The sequence below is a fragment of the Paenibacillus sp. FSL W8-0439 genome (assembly GCF_038008995.1).
Lineage (GTDB): Bacteria > Bacillota > Bacilli > Paenibacillales > Paenibacillaceae > Paenibacillus > Paenibacillus polymyxa.
The window spans coordinates 3,963,931-3,982,678 of sequence record NZ_JBBPAK010000001.1 but is presented as its reverse complement, the minus strand read 5'-3'; the positions used below and the strand labels follow the sequence as shown (position 1 = coordinate 3,982,678).

Here is an 18,748-nt window from a genome sequence, read left to right as displayed (position 1 = left end):
CGTTATCATTAGATGCCTGTCCAGACATCCTTGGCATAGCGTTTATCCTGTTGGAGCTGCTCCAACCATTGCTGCGCTTCTTCTTTACTTGTATGGTGTACATCCGCATAGGCCGCACAGAGCGTGTCTTCAACGTCGGGGGCCATCCGGCTACCGTCGCCGCATACATACAGATGCGCTCCTTCATCAAGCAAGTGAATCAGAGTGTCTGCATCTTCATTCATGACATGCTGTACATACCTTTTGGGTTGACCAGGCAGACGTGAAAAGGCTGTATGAACCGTAACGATTCCTTCCTGCCCCCAGGCCTCCAGCTCTTGCTTGTATAGATAATCGAGCTTTGGATCACGGCACCCGTAGTATAGATGCGCCTCGCCGAGCTGTTCTCCTCTCTCCTTAAGCACATGGCGTGTTTGGAGAAATCCGCGGAATGGGGCAATACCAGTCCCTGGACCGACCATGATCACAGGCACGGTCGGGTCTTCCGGCAAACGGAAGCCAGACTGAGGCTTTCGCACAAAAATGACAACCGGATCATCTGGTTGGAGCTGTGCTAAATAATTGGAGGCGATACCGAGATATTCGCCCTTTCCGCTACGGGCTGGTCCACGCACGACGCTCACGGTTATACTCGCTGAATTCTCCGACTCAAGCGGAGAACTGGAGATGGAGTAGTATCTAGGCTTGAGTGGTGGTAACAGCGAGATGAAGTTTTCAAATGGCAGCTCGCAGGCTGGATACTTCTCCAGAATATCCAGCATCGTGACGCGCTTCTTTCGTATCTCTTGATCGAAAGTAGTATCCTCGAGCAAAGCTTCGATTTCTTTCTTATGCGGTGGACACACTGTAAAGGATGCCAGTTGCCTTAGCTGGGCTCTGGTTGCCGATTCTTGCAGTTCCACACTGAGAGTGAGCAAATCTCCTACGCTGACAGGCCGATCCAAGGGGAGATGCGCCGCATCCCGGTCACTGCCTTTTAATACAATGTAGTCCTGATCCTGTAACTTAAAGCGTTGCATCACCCTATTAACCAGCGAAGCAGGGTTACGCGGCAAAACACCAAGATGATCACCCTCGCGATAGGACAATCCGGTTGGTAATTGGATCTCCAGATGTCGTGTACTGCGTTCACTTTCAGCAGCGTGCAGTTCACGATTCGCGGTAACAACGGCAGTAGCTGCCTCATAGTTGGCCGCCAGCGGAGCGCTTAGTACATCGCTTACAAACTCTATGCTCAGACTGCTGGTGTCCTGCGGTTCTGTATCACTGTGCTCTATTCCGAAGGCATTTAGCAATTCCGGCCATAAGCCATGGTTCCAGTCTTCCCAATCCTTCTCGAAGTCACCACTGGCGTCGCCTTCACCCCGGTCATACAGTCGCTCTGCCCCTTTGGCAGCCATTAGCTCATCAATCATCCTTGGAATGCGTTGATACGTGCTGGCCCAATTCCGGTCACCGCAACCAAAGACAGCGTACCTTATGCCTGCCAATTGTCCCTCGTCTACCTGCTTCAACCAGGCTACGAAGGCATCTGCATTATCTGGCGGATGCCCGTTATAAGATGCGGTCGTAATAAGTACCACACCTTCTTTAGGCAAATGGTCCACACGATCATTTAGAGTTGCAATGCTACTGTTGAAACCCCAACTCCGGCCTAAATCGGCTAGTTCACCTGCAAGTCCCTCAGCTGTACCCAGATTCGAGCCGTACAAAGATAGCAAAGATGTATCATGCTTTTCGGCATGGGGGGCTGCAACTTTTTGTTCCTCTTTTTCATGAAGTTCTTGAGCGGCACCTGGCAGCATGACGGTAGTCTGTGTGCTGCGCGGACGTACTTGAATGGTGAAGCCCTCAGGCTTGAGTGTGAGCGTTTCTTTGACTTTCAACTCATAATGAGTATGGTCAATCAGCTCAAAATGTTTCAGTACCATACCCAGCACAAGGGTGGCCTCCTGTAAGGCAAACTGTTGTCCGATACAGGCCCGTTGACCGTTGCCAAACGGTTTGTAGGCATCTTGCGGAATGGCGGATGGGTCCTCAAAGCGTTCGGGTCTAAATTCCTCAACATCTTCACCCCAAGCCTCGGTATCACGGTGCAATTTCGGGATGAGTACATTGACACTGTCGCCTTTTTTAAGCGGATAGGTTCCGTTGAGCAGCGTATCTTCTTTGGCCAAGAGAGAGAAGGCGGGCGCTGTCGGCCATAGCCGCAGGGCTTCATTCAGTATCATCCTTATGTACTTGAGTTCACGCACCTGAGTATAGGAAGGCAGCGAATCGGTGAGCACGCGATCTACTTCTTCATAGGCTTTGGTTAGTGTTCGTGGATTTTTAAGCAAATAGTAAATGGCAAAGGATAAAAGCCCACTGGTCGTTTCATGACCGGCGATGAGAAAGGTAATGATCTGATAGCGGATATTTTCATCATCCAGCGTTTCACCTGTTTCCGGGTCCTTGCCTTCCAGCATACGTGCCAGTAAATCCTCTTCACCTTGGTTGCCCGTGGTTTTGCGTTCTTGAATAATGCTGTCCACCAGAGAGAACATCGTTTCGATGTCGTGTTTAAACTGTTTTTTCTTCGATAACATCAGCTTGTTTTGCAAATTGAGACGTTGCAACTGACCCATTGCTTCATCCAGAGCGCGTGTCATACTGGTCACGAACGGATGGGGCTGGTCGCGGTAAAAGCTGTTAAAACGATAATTAAAGCCGCATAACCCGATAGTATCTAAAGTCAGGCGGGTCATATCTTCTGGTACCTCTACACTTTCATCTGGATTGAGCCGAGACCATTTCTGCACCAGCTGAACAGCAAGATCAAGCATCATATTGTGGTAACCCTTCATGGCCCGCTGACTAAAGCTTGGCAGCAATATTTGATGGGCCTTGCGCCAGTTCGGCTCCTCAGTCCAGCTTGTGAATAGTCCATCTCCGGCAAAAGCTCGTACTTTTTGTAAGGGAGCCCACACCTGTTTGTCGAAACGGGATTCATCACAAGCATCTGCGACCAGCTTATGACCGGAAATATAAATGTTCGTTCCTTCAGGCAGATCCATGCGAAAGATGGGACCGTACTCATTGGCAAGCTTAACCAGCGACTGGACAGGGGCATGGGTATCGATCAAGGGCAGATTTCCTAAGGGACCGTATGTTTTAGGCTGCGGAATTGAATTTGTTGAAGTCATTATAAATGTAGCTCCTTTCAGTTTCAACATAGAGTGATGGTTTGAAGGGGGTTCCTACGTTTACCATAAAAATTACACTTTATTCTTTCCGGATAAACGAAATAAATAATTTTAGACAGTTCGTACAATAAAAGCAGTACGAAAAGAGACGCTTATTACATGTAGAAGAAGATGAACCCATTGTCATTATCCATTTACAATGAATTTACAGAAAAATTTATGAACAAATTCACCTCTATAACCGATATAAAGATGTTGGGGATTTGCATTTTATGTTGAGGTGATATGTCATGAAAAAACGAGCTGTATTATTAATTTTTAGGTGGATTCCCATTGTCACGATCTTTGCATTATTGCTAAGTGCATGTGGGCAATCAGACGTACAAACCAAGGCCGAACCCATTAAGGTGGGAATCGTGCTGTCAGATATTGGTCTGGGTGATCAATCTTACAGCGATGCGGCTTTTCGAGGTTTGGTCAAGGCACGGGATGAGGGGAAGATTGTTTTTGAATACCGGGAAATAACTGAGACCAAGACGTATGATGCTGCTTTTAATCAGCTTGTTCAAGAAAAAGCAGATTTAATCATTGGATTGGGTTACATGGTGAAGGACAGTTTGGAGGCCGTTGCCAAAAAGAATCCAGACCGTAAATTTTTAATCGTGGATGAAACATCGGAATTGCCGAATGTGGCCTCCATTACCTTCAAAGCAGAAGAGGGCAGTTTTATGGCCGGGGTTGTTGCCGGTTTGACGAGTCGTACGGAACAGGTGGGTTTTCTCGGAGGTGCGGAATCTCCTCTGTTGAAAAAGTTTGAAATTGGATATCGTGCAGGGGTGCAATCAGTCAAGCCTAATGCCAAAGTTACGGCAACGTATGCAGGAGATTTTGGCAAACCGGAGCTGGGTACGAAAATTGCGGATGACATGATCAATCAGGACCAGATTGATGTCATTTTTGCAGCAGCAGGGCTAACCGGTGTAGGTGCGCTACAGGAAGCGCAGAAGCAGCACAAATTCGCCATCGGGGTCGATAGCGACCAGTTTTTTATTGCAGAAAAAGCGGTGGTGACCTCAATGATTAAAAACGTAGACAGTGCAATTTATACAGTAGTCAAAGGCTTTGCAGACCATCAAAGAAAATTTACGGAGAAGGATATGGTGTTTGGACTTGCGGAAGAAGGTATAGGTTTGGCGCCTATTCGTGTCGTGACACTGAATCCGGATCAGCAAAAGGTAATGGATGATTTAATGGAAAAAATCAAATCCGGCACACTTACTGTACCCACCCAATAAATTTTCGCAAACGGAGGATGAATGCTGATGAAACTGCAAGGTAAACTGGTGCTTAACGCGATGATTTCCCTGATCGCTTGCCTGGCTTTAGTAGCTTATATCATTTTTGAATTGTTACGTATTAACGCTCAAAGTAGTAATCTTGTTCCAGCTATGTTGAATGTACAGCAGCTTAATGCCTATTTGATTCAGTCGGGGCAGGCACTGCAAAATTATTCTACTTCCATGACGGAGAGCAACAAAGCCGATGTGCAAAATCAGCTAACTCAGTCTGAAAAAACGATTACTTTACTTTCACAGGGCATGATGCAGACCGAAGCACAGCAAAAGCGACTGGATTCGATTAAAATAAAATTCAGCCAATTGAAAGTAGCAACGGAAAAAGCGATGAGTGCTCAGAACAGCCCAGAATCCAAACGAGAGGCCATGCGTGCCCAGGGGATTCAGAACGATGTATTTATGCTGGATCTGCTGACCAAGGCGCGTTACGACCAATACACAGAAGACTTGACCAAAAGTATTCGTTTTACTTGGCAATTAGCCTTGGCAGGTGCAGTTCTACTTCTGGTGGCGGTTGGGCTATATAATACATATACCTCCAGGCAGCTTGCCCTTAGAACCCGCAAGTTAACGGATGCAGCGAAGCAAATTGCCGAGGGGAATTTAACTGTTCAACTTCCTCAAACAAAGGGCCGAGACGAGCTGGACGAGCTCAATGAATCTTTCCGTGTTATGATCGGGAACTTGCGCAGCATTGTACTTTCCATTGATCAGGCGGGTAATCGTGTCGATCTGATGGCTCGGGATATTGATCAGCACAATGAGGCCATGAAGGAAATTGTGACACAAGTCAGCACATCAACAGAGGAACTTGCGATAGGCAGTCAGAAAATTGCTGAGGACCTGTCATCGACAGTTAGCGTGGTGGATGATATGCAGCAGAAGTTTGAATCTAATTTGCTGGAGACTACGCAATCAACCACGTATAGTGAGGATGCTTTGCGTGTCATTGAGCAGGGTGCGGGTGTCATGAGTGATCAAATGCGAATTGTTGCAGAGAACCGTTCGGCAATGTCCGAAGTGGAACAAACCGTTAGAGATCTGGAATCTAATGCAGCTGAGATCACAACTATGACCGGTTATGTATCTGAAATTGCCAGCCAAACGTCGCTGTTGTCCTTGAATGCCTCGATTGAGGCTGCACGTGCGGGTGAAGCGGGAAAAGGCTTTGCTGTTGTTGCCAATGAAGTGAAAAAGCTGGCGAGTCAATCTGAATCTGCTGTAAAGAAAATTTATACCGCTGTTGAGGGGATCACGCAGGCTATGGATAAGGTGAAGACTTCTGTGGCGCAAAGTCAGGAGTTGTTCCGCGAGCAGGAGAAGGCAACCTCCTCCACCGGAGAATCGTTTAGAGAGATTAGTGGCAAAGTGCAGCAAATTGCCGGCCAAGTCAGCAAGTTATCCATAGACATGAATGTATCACGAGAACTGAGTGTACAGGTGCAGCAAGCTATTGAGAATATTAGTGCAATCACTCAGCAGTCCGCCGCAGGCAGTGAAGAGATTACGGCTTCCACGGTGGAGCAGAAGCGTTCCTTCGAGGAATCGGCTGAGAAGGTAAAGGAGCTTCGCCAGATTCGTGAGGAGATGCAGCGAGAACTGAATCGTTTTCAGGTGGAAAAGACGAGCCAAACACTGTAATACGAATATCTATGCTGCTGAACAATGGATGCAAGCAGCACGTAAGAAGAAGTTCTACCTTGTACAGGGAGACTTCTTCTTTTTTATTATTAATGATATGACTCCTGTTAAGTTTGATTTGTAAAGGCAGGAAATTCCACTTCATGTGTCAAATAGATGTAAAGGTAATATGTCATCTAATATTGAGTAAGAGGAAGATGGACAACCTAGTCCGGAAGGATGAAGTTACAGGAATGTTGCGACTTAAGCTTCGATTGATACTGAAAAATAAGCAGACAAGACTGATTCTGCTGCTCACGCTGTGCGTGTCGCTCGTGATCAGCGTGATCGGCTTGCTATCGTATTCAAGATACCGTGAAGGTTTGGATACCGAGCTGAATACACCTAATATAGAATTGTTGCAAATCAATCTGGATGTGACTAATCGGGCTTTTCGTGAGTCGGATAACAAGGCACTGGATGCGGCTTATTATCCGGATGTAGAGTCTTTTATACGTATTTATGCGGATAGAAAATCGGTATCCAACAAAGCCTCCGTTATCGAACGACTTCAGAAATATTTGAAAACCCTTTCTTCACACGAAGAAATTTATTCAATTGAAGTCATTTCTTTGGATAATCATGCTCTCGTGTCCAGCAATTATGGTTATTTGCCCGATTGGAATCAAGCACCGGATACAACCTGGGTTCCCTGGATTCAGGACATTCAAAAAAAGCCGCTATTGATTAAGCGGAGATGGTATGGTACTGATCAACAGCATGGCACGATAGAGCTGCTCTCGCTGGCTAGACCTATAGTAGAGAATGGACAGGTCAGGGGTGCGGTGTTAATCAATCTGGATTACGACCGTTTTTTCTCCAAACTGTATATTCATTTATCCAACTCGCAATACGTCTATGATCTGGAGGGCGAGCTGATCTATCCCAAACTGAGATCGTCCATACCCTTAAATGATATGGGCAGGGTTTTGAAAGAGTTGGATGTGAATCCTTATGCTTATGTAGAAATTGGAGATATGGAATATATGGCGAACCAGACCTTCTCCGATGTTACAGGCTGGCGTCTAGTCTCCCTCGTACCGATGGACAAGCTACTGAAAAATGTAAAACTTGCGCGCAATATGATGTTGTGGCTGGCCTTGATCTCTATCCTGGCTGGGTGCTCGGCGGTATACTATTACAGTTATGCCGCTTTTCGCCCTATGAAAAAAATTAATAGTCTCTTGAATTCAGGCAACAAGGGAACGCGTCAGGGAGGATTGTATGATCTGGAACCCGTGATTAGCAAGTTGGTTGGAGAATTTCACCGCAAATCATTGGTGGTAGAGCGAAGCTTGCCGGAGCTGCGTTCCAAATATATAGAAGATGTCTTCCAGCGTAGAATGGGTGTACAGGAAATGCGTACGAAATGGGAACAGTATTTTTCCGATTGGGACCATAATTCTTTGGTTGTTATGATCGTGTCGATTGATCGGTATTCTACGTGGAGCGCAAGCTTTCCGGAAGAGGATAAAATGCTACTTAAATATGCGCTGAACAATATTTTGCTGGAGATGCTTGAGCCTCGTTGGAAAGCAGTTAGTGCGCCGGAGGAAGAGAGTGGTTTGGTTGTACTGCTGCAGTTCAGGGAAAGCACATATGAAGTTGAAGCGGAGGGAGCTGCTAAAGAGAGAGCATGGCTTCGCAACAGCGTTGACAGGCTAATTCAGGTTGTTGGGGAATATCTTCCTATGACGATTTCGGTAGGGATTGGGCATAGGGTCACAGATATTCAAGAGGCACGGGCGTCTTTTATAAAAGGAAAAGAGGCGCTTAATTTGCGTTTGTATGAGGGGTATGGACGTTCACATATGAATTTGAGCAGCAACATAAATGTGAAACAGGATTGCATAGTGGATATGCAGCCACAGGATCAGTCTCAAGATGCAAGATTATTGGACCATCGGCGTGTGGATCTGATTCGTGCTGTGGAGTCACAGGAACCTGGTGCAAGTGCAAAGCTAGTCAGCCAGTGGGTAGAAGAACTTCGACTCTTTAGGACATCTCCAAACCAGGTCTACCTATTTGTTCATGAACTACTGGAAGATTTGTTAAAATGGTGTACCACTCAAAGCGTGACTCCGCCAGATCAGCTCGCTGATTATCATTGGAATCAGATTCTGACGCTAGACCTTCAAGACATTGAGGCGCTGCTGGCCATCATGTTGACTGATATTGAAGAGAAATGGCATGGACGCCAACAGTCCAAAGATTTTGTACGTGTACAAGAGATGATCGACTATATGGAACATCACTTGCATTTGAACATCGGGCTTCAGGAAATTGCGGATCATGTTCACATGAGCGTGTCTTCGGTGAGTAGTATGTTCAAAGAGGAAACGGGGACTACCGTATATGATTATTTGACTGGATTACGTGTCAAAAAGGCATGCATATTGCTGTGTGAAACGCATTTGAAAATTGGTGAAATTGCAGAGCAGGTCGGGTACCGAAACGAGAACAGTTTTATTCGTGTATTCCGCAAGTATAAGCAAGTGACCCCAGGGAAATTCAGACAAATCAACAAATCTTCTAATGAATATGCAAATCGGTCAAAAGATCGGCGCTTTGGTGAAATAGAAGATAAACACGAAGATTAGACGATAGATGTGGGCCTCCACGTTGCGGTACATTGACTTCATGTAAGCGCGAACAAATGACCGAAAACGTTGGAGGTGACGGCGGGCGTAATAGGCCCAGTTTATTTGTAGAGAAGAGGAAGCGTAATGAAGAAAAAGCCATGGCAAAAATATGTGCTGGTTGCGGCAGGAGTGGCTATGCTTTCTGCCTTGAGTATCAGTGAATATGTGGATCACCGCGCCCTGCAGGATCACAGTCGTATATTTCCTGCGAAGCCAGTAACGCTTGTCGTTCCGTATGCGGCGGGGGGCGGTACAGATATTACCGCAAGAGCGTTGGCAAAAGCCGCCGAAAAGCATCTCGGGCAGCCGATCATCGTCGTTAATCGAACAGGTGGCGGCGGTTCTGTCGGGCTGATGGAGGGAGCTGAGGCGCAGGCAGACGGTTACACCGTAACGTATCTGGTCGCTGAACTGACTACATTACCACATTTGGGACTGCTACCCATCACCTATGAGCGTTTTAAGCCGCTACTTCAAACCAATATGGACCCTTCTGCCATTACGGTTCGGGCGGATGCGCCGTGGAAGACAGCGGAGGCATTTCTAGAGGATGCTAGGGCCCATCCAGGCAAGCTGAAAATGGGGAATGCAGGCACAGGAAGTATATGGCACCTCGCTGCCGCGATGCTGGAGCAGAAAAGCGGAGTCCGCTTCACCCATATCCCTTATGAGGGAGCAGGCCCAGCAGTTTCTGCTTTAATGAGCGGATTCGTGGACGCTGTACCTGTCAGTCCCGCAGAGGTGAAGAAATACGTGGACGAAGGAAAACTTCGCATACTAGCGATCCAGGCAGACACCATTTCGGAAGCGTTTCCAAAAGTGCCGACACTTCAGCAGGCGACTGGGCTGCGTGTCCATTTTATAGGTACCTGGAGAGGGCTGGCTGTACCTAAGGATACACCCAATGAAGTGGCTCAAACGCTGGCGGATGCACTGATCAAGGGGACGAAAGACGAGGAATTCAGGGAGGAAATGCGAAAACATGGATTGGGATTGCGTGTCCAGGATGCAGAGGCGTTCGCGCGTCTACTGAAGGATAGTCATGATACTTTCGCAAAACTGATTCCTGAGCTCGGCTTAAGCCGCAAGTAAAACGGCCTTGTTTTTGCATTGGCAAAAACGAAAGGGTTGAATGAAGTTATGAAAATCAAACAAAACATCGATAAAATTCCAGGGGGCATTATGCTGGTGCCGCTGTTTATCGGCGCACTTTTTCATACATTTACTCCATGGGCAGGCGACTATTTTGGATCTTTTACCAAGGGATTGATGACCGGTACGGTGCCCATTTTGGCAGTGTGGTTTTTTTGTATGGGTGCTTCCATAGATGTGCGAGCGACAGGCACCGTATTGCGTAAATCAGGAACGCTCGTATTGACTAAAATCGCGGTCGCTTGGGTCGTGGCGATCATTGCGTCTAGATTGCTGCCTGTTGGCGGCGTGGAAAGTGGGCTATTTGCAGGTTTGTCGGTGCTGGCGCTGATCTCGGCTATGGATATGACGAACGGCGGTCTCTACGCCTCCATTATGCAGCAGTATGGCTCCAAGGAAGAGGCAGGAGCATTCGTGCTGATGTCACTGGAATCAGGTCCACTGGTGACTATGCTTATTCTAGGGAGTACCGGGCTGGCCGTTTTTGAACCGCAAACATTTGTCGGGGCCGTATTACCGTTTTTGGTCGGCTTTATGTTGGGCAATCTGGATCATGATTTCCGTAAATATTTTGGAAACGCGACACAAGCTCTTATTCCATTTTTTGGATTTGCGTTGGGGTGTTCCATTGACCTGAGTGTTATTGTCCAGACAGGTGTGTTAGGTATTTTGTTGGGTGTTTTTGTAATTATCTTTACAGGTATTCCATTGATTCTGGCGGACAAATATATTGGGGGTGGCAACGGTACGGCAGGGATTGCAGCTTCCAGCACCGCAGGTGCAGCAGTAGCGAATCCAGTCATTGTTGCCAATATCAAGCCTGAATTTTTACCTGTTGCCCAATCTGCAACGGCATTAGTAGCCGCTTCGGTCATAGTGACCTCCATTTTGGTGCCTATTTTGACGGCATACTGGGCCAATTATATGAAGCGCAAGGGGAAGTCCAAAGGAGCGGGGCCTGTAACTCCAGGGGCGAATGTACCTAAATGAGGATTTTGCAAAAATCCTGAAATAAAATTTAAGTAATGAGGACTCAATTGGTCGACGTTACCATTACCCGGGAAATGCTGTTACAGTTATAGATACACCTTCCATCCTAACATGATAAAACTTGTCCTAAAACGCATCTGCCAACATACATATGTAAGCAGAGGAGCGTGATGGAATTGGAAGACAAGGTGCGTCGCTATTACCAGTTAAAGCAAAAGCAAAAGGAAATTGAAGGTGAACTGGCTGATTTGCGCAATGACATTACCGCTCATTGTGCAGAGCAGGAAGTATCCGATTGGGAAATTGGCAACTACCGAGTCAGGATTGTACAGCAGCACCGCAAGGAATACGATCATGCGAAATTGTATGATTCATTGCCTGATCCTCAATTATGGCGTTTGTTTTCCAAGCCGGACACTTCAAAAATTTCCAGCTTGCTAAAACTTAAGGTTATCGCGGAGGAGCAAATAAAAGATGCCGTTTCTCTTAAAACAGTGACCTTGTTGCAGGTAGATAAAAAATAAATAAAAAGAGCTGCCCCGTTTTTTTCGGAGCCAGCTCTTTTTATTATCTGTGGTTAGTAGCCTTCCACTTTCATATCTATTAAGCTATTTATCAGACAAACCTTTTCCCACGCCCTTAAGAAAATGAATACCGAACCCCATTGCCCGGTTTACATCTGGATCATTCATTGCCTTCATAAGATCACGCAGCCGCGTCTTTTTATTCTGCTTTAGGTGCTCTTCGGCTTCATTCAGGCCCGTAGTGACGCTGCTTGCCAGTTTTTTCATCAGCTCAGGGTCTACCTCGGACAGCATCCCTGCTGCACCCATTAGATTATTGATGATGTTCGTCACAGGCTTGCGCGTCGCTTGTCCTACAGCGATTTTGGCAATGGTTTCTTTGGCTTTTAGCATAGACTGAGCTGCTTCGAGAAGACCACTGTTATGCAGTTCACGTACAATTTCAAGCGTCTTCTGCAATGCTGCCCCATTGTCTGCCAGGTCGGCAGTAAGTTGATCCAGCGATTGTTTTTGCCGTTCTTCTGCTGTCAATATACGTTTTCTCACAATTGAAATAGGCTTAGCCATGGTTCGACCTCCTTATTTTTGATCTACCAAATCGATGTAACCGGGACGATTCCACTTACGGTTCACTTCAACCCCATTTTGCGGATGCCGCTTTTTATAACGTGGATTGATATGTGGGAGTGGATTTTGACCATCGAATTCCAAAACCTGCATCCGTACTTTGGTTTGTTTATAGGCAGGTGTACGGGTGACTACATCAAATGCTCCACCAGTTAATAGATTGACAGCACCCTCATGACTGGTAGAGTGCATCGGTACATAAATTTCTGTTCCTTGTACCCGGTCCGTCACCAGAACATGCAGCTTGACCGCCCCATAGGGAGATTCCAGTCGAACCAGCGATCCGTCTGTAACTCCGCGCTCCTCTGCCAACTCAGGGGACACTTCCACAAATACTTTTGGGAGTTTGAGCTGAAGGCCTGTTGACTTTGTCGTCATATTCCCTTCGTGAAACTGTTCGAGCAGTCGGCCATTATTTAAGGTCAGATCGAATTCAGCGGGATACTCTTTTGGTGGTACATATTCGAAGAGTCCCAAGCGTGCTTTTTTATCTGGAAAGTTAAAGCCGTTGGTATGCAGAAGCGGAGTGTTGCTACCATCCGGCGATCCCCAATGGAAGCTGTTCCAGCCTTCCAATACGTCATAATTACATTGGGAGAAAAATGGAGTGAGCGTCGCCATTTCCTCAAAAATTTCACTCGGATGACTGTAATCCCAATCAAATCCCATGTGCTTGGCAAATTGGCTGAAAATCCACCAATCCGGTTTGCTGTCTCCTACAGGGCGGAGGGCCTCATATAAACGCTGTACACGACGTTCGGTGTTCGTAAAGGTACCGTCCTTTTCGAGTGAAGGTACAGCTGGCAAAATGACATCAGCGAATTCAGCTGTCTTGCTCAGAAATACATCCTGAACGACAAGGAAATCCAAATTCGCCAGCATTTCTTGGGTATGATTGGAGTCTGCATCCACCCATGCCATTTCTTCTCCAGCGATATACATACCTTTGAGCTTACCCGTCTCAATGGCTTCCAGCATTTGAATGTTGTCCAGTCCGCGCTGGCTTGGAATTTGTACGCCGTAGGCCGCTTCGAACTTGGACCGAATGGCATCGTTCGTTACGGGCTGATAGCCAGGAAAAATATCTGGCATGGTACCCATATCGGCAGCACCCTGAACATTGTTATGTCCTCGAAGCGGATATGCGCCTGCACCTGGACGCATAAAGTTGCCAGTCACCAGCAGCAGGTTGGCAATCGCGATCGAAGTGTAAGAGCCTGCGATGTTTTGCGTCACGCCCATGCCCCAGCAAATGGCCGTGCCATCCGCTTCGTGAATCATGGTCGCTACCTGAATGAGCGTCTCTTGGGAAATACCAGTTTCCTGCTCAGCGAATTCCAGGGTGAAGTTCTCCAGTAATTTCAAATATTCAGGATAGAAATTTACATGTTTCTCAATGAATTTAGCATCATGCCAGTTTTGCTCAATGATGTATTTGGCTACAGCGGATAACCATACATAATCAGTACCTTGCTTCGGACGCATGAACAAATCTGCGCGTTCTGCCATTTCATGCTTGCGCAGGTCGACGGAGATCAACTTTTGACCATGCAGCTTATGCGCACGTTTGATGCGGGTAGCCAGCACGGGATGTCCTTCTCCCGGCGCACAGCCGACTAGTATGACCAAACCTGCGGAGGCAATGTCTTTAATCGTGCCACTGTCGCCGCCGATGCCTCCGGTATATTGTAGCCCCCATGATGCAGGAGATTGGCAATACCGTGAGCAGTTATCAACGTTATTCGTTTGGAACACCTGACGAGCCAGCTTTTGCATCAGATAATTTTCTTCGTTGGTAAATTTGGATGAAGAAATAAAACCGAGTGCCTCGCCTCCGTAGGTTTCTTTAATAGCTCCCATTTTGCTGGCCATCAGGCTCAAGGCTTCTTCCCAGGTTGCTTCCACGAATTCGTCTCCTTGACGAATTAAAGGCGAGGTCAAACGTTGATCGCTATTCACAAAATCCCAGCCGAATTTCCCTTTGACGCATGTCGAAATGCCGTTAACAGGCCCCTCAGAGGTAGGCTGTACCTTCAAAATTTTGCGGCCTTTGGTCCAAACCTCAAAGCTGCAACCTACACCGCAAAACGTGCAGACGGTTTTAGTTTTTTTCGTACGTGTTTCACGCATCGCTGCTTCAGCTTCCGAAATTGCAAAAATACCGCTGTAGCCTGGCTCCACTTCCTTAATTAGATCAACCATTGGATTTAATAAATCCTTATTTATGCCGCTCATGAAGCCGGCCTCTCCCAGCATGGACTTTTCCATCAAGGCGTTACATGGGCAAACCGTTACACACTGACCGCAGCTGACGCAGGAGGAATCGTTAATTGCAACTCCATCGTCCCAGATCACGCGAGGGCGTTCAGCCTCCCAGTCGAGGGACAGTGTTTCATTGACCTGCAGGTTCTGACATACCTCTACGCATTGGCCGCATGCAATACATTGATTGGGGTCATAGCGGTAAAAAGGGTGGGACATATCCACTTCTGTGGGATCAACCTTCGGTCGATATGGATATTTTTGATGTTCAATTTCCATAAGCTCTGCGGTGTTATGCAGTTTACAATTACCGTTGTTGTTATCGCACACCGTGCAGTAGAGGAGGTGATTCTCCAGCAAACGGTCCATAGCCTCGGTTTGTGCCGCTTTTGCGCGATCTGAATGTAAATGAATATCCATTCCATTTGTAGCAAGCGTTGAGCAGGAACGCATAAGCTTTCCGTCCACTTCCACAATACATGTGTCACAGGTGCGGATTGGATCCACTTCGGGAACGTAACACAGTTGGGGGTGGGCAATATTGTTTTCGTTGATCACTTCAAGAATGGTTGCGCTGCTATTCGTTTTCAGTTCCTGTCCGTTTAATGTAATTTTGATCGTATTATCCGCCACGGTTCAGGCTCCTTTCAGATTTTGAATTTTAAAATTGGGAACAAAAAAACTCCACCATAAACACAAGTGCTCGTGTTTAAGCACTTGTGTTTATGGTGGAGTAGTGACCAAGCTCTAGGTCCTGGAGGCCAATCCGCCATTGGAGTATGTATTAATATCAGACAGTACGCACCGCCTGTATATCAATAAATTGAATATGTCATTTTCTGCATGTCATCTGGTGTAACTATAGCGTAAAATTTAAGATAGTTCAACGGTGATTTATTAAAATTTTTAATCGATAATGATTATCAATTGAGAAAGCGAAAAATCATTGACAAACGTTCCAGGATTGCTAACAATAGGAATGTATCTATTTGAGAGCATTCGTGAATGGAGTGTACGTGGGAATCGCGTATATTTTATTTGGCGCAGCGCTTGTTAGTTTGATTTTTCTATATCACATGATGTGAGGATTCGTAAAATCCTGATGTAGATAAATTAACCGGCATTTAGCAGATTCTTCGATATTCATAAGCGAAGAAGTTGTTGTGATGCCGGTTTTTTGGTTCAGTTTACAGTTAAAAGAGATTTATTAATGAAGACGGATTGAGGTGAACGGGATGGCGAACCGCAGCGACGATCAATGGAATCGTCCGTTACGGGACTTGAGAATATCCGTCATAGACCGATGTAATTTTCGGTGCCGATATTGTATGCCTGAAGAAATATTTGGCCATGACTATCCGTTTTTGCCAAAAGAAAAAATATTGACTTTTGCGGAAATTACCCGCCTCTCTCGTATCTTTGTCTCGCTCGGCGTTACAAAGCTGCGTATTACTGGGGGTGAGCCGTTGCTGAGGAAAGATTTGTCCTCGCTCATTCATTCGCTAACTCAACTCGATGGGGTTGAAGATATTGCTATGACGACGAACGGTGTATTTTTGCCTAAATATGCAGCGTCACTACGGGAGGCGGGGCTGAAGAGAGTGACGGTTAGTCTGGATTCGCTGGATGACGGTCGATTCCGCCGCATGAACGGGGGGAGAAGCAGTGTAAAGGCAGTGCTGGAAGGTATTGAAGCTGCAGCTCAAGCGGGAATGCAGGTAAAAATAAATATGGTCGTGCAAAAGGGCTTTAACGATCAGGATATTGTGCCTATGGCCGACTATTTTCAAAAGAAAAAGCATATTTTGCGCTTTGTTGAGTTTATGGATGTAGGTAACACCAATGGCTGGAAATTGGATCAGGTTGTTTCCAAGCAGCAAATCATCGAAACCATCCATGAGCACATGCCGTTAGAACCTGTTCCACCCCAATACAAAGGTGAGGTGGCGACGCGCTACAGGTATCTGGACAGAGACGGGGAAATCGGCATCATTTCATCCGTTACGGATGCTTTCTGCTCCACATGTACACGGGCGAGAATTTCTGCTGAGGGCTCCTTGTACACATGCCTGTTTGCGTCTAAAGGGTACAAGCTTCGCACGATGCTGCGGTCCGAGCAATCCGATGATGAGATTAGATCTTACATTGAGCGTGTTTGGAGAGGACGTACCGACCGCTATTCAGAGGAACGATTGACTCATACGAAGCAAGCATCGTCCAAAATTGAAATGTCACATATCGGCGGGTGACCGAAGAGCCAGCCTGTCAGAAACAAGGGAGTTGAGCACATGGAAAAGCCGGCTGAGGTAAAACGCGAGATCCTACGTTATCGGGACGGTCAGATCAAGCGTTTTGAAGACACAGTGGTGACGGAGTATCCAGTGACCATTAAAATCAATCAGCAGGAATTTGCCACCATGGTTTGTACACCAGAGTATGTAGAGGATATGGTAGTAGGCTTTTTGGCCTCTGAAGGCGTCATTCAACGGTATGATGATATCGAAGATATTTGGGTTCAGGAAAAAGAAGGTTTTGTTCATATTAAAACCCGTCGGATGAATGAGTTTTATCAAAACTTTCATTCCAAACGATACATTACCTCCTGCTGCGGAAAAAGTAGACAGGGATTTTACTTTATAAATGATGCTAAAGTGGCAAAAAGAATGAATGATGCCCATGTTACGGTGTCTTTTGATGACTGTTTCCGCCTGATGAATTTGATGCAAACCTCGGCACATACGTTTCAGGAGACGGGTGGCGTTCACAATGCTGCGCTGTGTGACAAAGACGGAATAATCCTGTCCAGAATGGATATCGGCCGCCACAATGCGCTTGATAAAATCTATGGGCACTGCCTAAAGCATGATATTATATTACAAGATAAAATCATCGTATTCAGTGGGCGCATCTCGTCTGAAATCTTGTTGAAGGTTGCGAAAATTGGTTGTGAGGTTGTTTTGTCCAAGTCAGCTCCCACAGAGCTTGCACTTGAATTGGCAGAGGATCTGGGGATTACTACCATCGGTTTTATACGAAGTCGTTCTTTGAATGTGTATACGCACACGGAGCGGATTGATGAACTGGTTGAATCTAAAATATAATATAAAAATATCAATGTAGACCATCATAGTTAACCAGCATGGAATAAAACCTTTCGAGGTATTAGTTCATGTTGGTTTTTCTTGGTGTATATGCGATGGTTAGTCCTTGTACTGAAAGGGGGGAACCTACTTAATGAACTATCATATTCAAGTATTTGCCGGACTTGCAGAACTGATGGGAAGGCCTATGATTACGGTGCCTGCTGATCAGGAGACGATGACCGTCAACGCATTAAAAGACTTGCTGTCCAAATATTTCCCTGAAGCAGCGGCCCAGTTGCAGGGAGCTTTTGTTGCCAGAAATCAAGCCTATGCCGCTCCTGAGGATCTGGTTAGTATACATGATGAAATTGCGATTATTCCTCCGGTTTCAGGAGGATAAGCTCCAGTAACAGGCTAGGTGAATTCGATAGATAAGGGAACAAAGGGGGTCAGATGCATATGCAATACCATATTCAATTATTCGCAGGTATGGCGGAGCAATTTGGTGACGTGCTCACTGTGGAACTTTCACAGGAAACGGTGACCATTGCAGACATTCGAACAAGGCTGAATGAGTTGTACCCGGAGATAGCTTCACAACTGTCTAGTTGTTTTTTTACCCATCATCAAAAGTTGGCTTCTCCAGATGAACTTGTGCTTCCAACAGACGCAATTGCTCTTCATCAGTCAGCTCCCGGAATGGAGACGGTCGTTTCTAAATGCGGATTATATGCTATTACCTACGACCCGATTGATGCCGATGAGGTAACCTCTAAGGTACACGACCCTTCGCATGGGGCTTCATTAACCTTTAAGGGTACGACCCGGGAATTTACACAAGGTCAGCGAACGGTGCTGCTTGAATATGAAGCATATGTGCCGATGGCGATGAACACGATGAAGCGAATTGGTGACGAAATTGCTGATCGCTGGCCGTCAACGCGCACTGCCATTACACATCGGCTTGGTACGGTAAGGATTGGAGAAACCAGTGTCGTGATTGCTGTTTCTGCTGCACACCGTGATACTTGCTACGAGGCCAGTCGCCATGCTATTGAACGCTTGAAGCAAATCGTACCAATTTGGAAAAAGGAAGTGTGGGAGGATGGCTCCGAGTGGAAGGGGCACCAGCTGGGTGGCTGGAATCCTCATAACACCCCATAACTTTTGAGTTAGGCGGGACATCTGAACTTTTATCTTGTCTGATCGACTTGCAGCAATTAATGGATTAGAAGTATGGGGGCGTAA

At 46.4% G+C, this 18,748-nt stretch carries 13 protein-coding genes; 10 read left to right on the top strand and 3 right to left on the bottom strand.

Annotated features, from left to right (window positions below; all coding sequences use genetic code 11):
• Positions 1 to 8 precede the first annotated feature (8 nt).
• Entirely contained in the window at positions 9 to 3,185 is a 3,177-nt protein-coding gene (locus MKX36_RS17025) for a bifunctional cytochrome P450/NADPH--P450 reductase (RefSeq protein ID WP_340865079.1), read from the bottom strand.
• A gap of 290 nt (positions 3,186 to 3,475) precedes the next feature.
• On the opposite strand from MKX36_RS17025, the gene MKX36_RS17020 reads away from it, so the two are divergent.
• The 6 genes from MKX36_RS17020 to MKX36_RS16995 all read left to right on the top strand — a co-directional run bounded on the left by MKX36_RS17020 (position 3,476) and on the right by MKX36_RS16995 (position 11,528).
• Positions 3,476 to 4,480: a BMP family lipoprotein gene (locus MKX36_RS17020; RefSeq protein ID WP_019688111.1), complete on the top strand. Its 1,005-nt coding sequence runs from the start codon at positions 3,476 to 3,478 to the stop codon at positions 4,478 to 4,480.
• 27 nt (positions 4,481 to 4,507) lie between these two features.
• Positions 4,508 to 6,181, top strand: a complete 1,674-nt coding sequence (locus MKX36_RS17015; protein ID WP_090889511.1) for a methyl-accepting chemotaxis protein — start codon at positions 4,508 to 4,510, stop codon at positions 6,179 to 6,181.
• A gap of 197 nt (positions 6,182 to 6,378) precedes the next feature.
• Positions 6,379 to 8,820, top strand: a complete 2,442-nt coding sequence (locus MKX36_RS17010) for an AraC family transcriptional regulator (protein WP_340865078.1) — start codon at positions 6,379 to 6,381, stop codon at positions 8,818 to 8,820.
• Between the two features lie 126 nt (positions 8,821 to 8,946).
• Positions 8,947 to 9,954 (top strand): tripartite tricarboxylate transporter substrate binding protein, encoded by a 1,008-nt coding sequence (locus MKX36_RS17005; protein ID WP_340865077.1) that lies wholly within the window; start codon positions 8,947 to 8,949, stop codon positions 9,952 to 9,954.
• Between the two features lie 48 nt (positions 9,955 to 10,002).
• A complete protein-coding gene (gene kdgT / locus MKX36_RS17000) occupies positions 10,003 to 11,004 on the top strand; it encodes a 2-keto-3-deoxygluconate transporter (RefSeq protein ID WP_017428226.1) in 1,002 nt (333 codons plus the stop codon).
• A gap of 170 nt (positions 11,005 to 11,174) precedes the next feature.
• Positions 11,175 to 11,528: a hypothetical protein gene (locus tag MKX36_RS16995; RefSeq protein ID WP_016821678.1), complete on the top strand. Its 354-nt coding sequence runs from the start codon at positions 11,175 to 11,177 to the stop codon at positions 11,526 to 11,528.
• A gap of 84 nt (positions 11,529 to 11,612) precedes the next feature.
• Here MKX36_RS16995 and MKX36_RS16990 read toward each other — a convergent pair whose 3' ends face one another.
• Both MKX36_RS16990 and fdhF read right to left on the bottom strand, forming a co-directional pair.
• Positions 11,613 to 12,095 carry a DUF1641 domain-containing protein gene (locus tag MKX36_RS16990; RefSeq protein WP_340865076.1) on the bottom strand — a complete coding sequence of 161 codons (483 nt, stop codon included), beginning with the start codon at positions 12,093 to 12,095 and terminating at the stop codon, positions 11,613 to 11,615.
• A gap of 12 nt (positions 12,096 to 12,107) precedes the next feature.
• The gene (gene fdhF / locus MKX36_RS16985; protein WP_290409381.1) at positions 12,108 to 15,050 is read right to left on the bottom strand and encodes a formate dehydrogenase subunit alpha; all 2,943 of its coding nucleotides are present in this window, start codon (positions 15,048 to 15,050) and stop codon (positions 12,108 to 12,110) included.
• 602 nt (positions 15,051 to 15,652) lie between these two features.
• Here fdhF and moaA point away from each other — a divergent pair.
• From moaA to MKX36_RS16965, 4 genes are all read left to right on the top strand, one after another.
• Positions 15,653 to 16,666 (top strand): GTP 3',8-cyclase MoaA, encoded by a 1,014-nt coding sequence (gene moaA / locus MKX36_RS16980; RefSeq protein WP_026065494.1) that lies wholly within the window; start codon positions 15,653 to 15,655, stop codon positions 16,664 to 16,666.
• Between the two features lie 39 nt (positions 16,667 to 16,705).
• Positions 16,706 to 17,518 (top strand): formate dehydrogenase accessory sulfurtransferase FdhD, encoded by an 813-nt coding sequence (gene fdhD / locus MKX36_RS16975; protein WP_016821674.1) that lies wholly within the window; start codon positions 16,706 to 16,708, stop codon positions 17,516 to 17,518.
• Positions 17,519 to 17,651: 133 nt separating this feature from the next.
• On the top strand, positions 17,652 to 17,900 hold the full coding sequence (locus tag MKX36_RS16970) for a MoaD/ThiS family protein (protein WP_123797433.1): 249 nt from the start codon (positions 17,652 to 17,654) through the stop codon (positions 17,898 to 17,900).
• Between the two features lie 59 nt (positions 17,901 to 17,959).
• Positions 17,960 to 18,664 carry a molybdenum cofactor biosynthesis protein gene (locus MKX36_RS16965; RefSeq protein ID WP_340865074.1) on the top strand — a complete coding sequence of 235 codons (705 nt, stop codon included), beginning with the start codon at positions 17,960 to 17,962 and terminating at the stop codon, positions 18,662 to 18,664.
• The last annotated feature ends 84 nt before the right edge of the window (positions 18,665 to 18,748 follow it).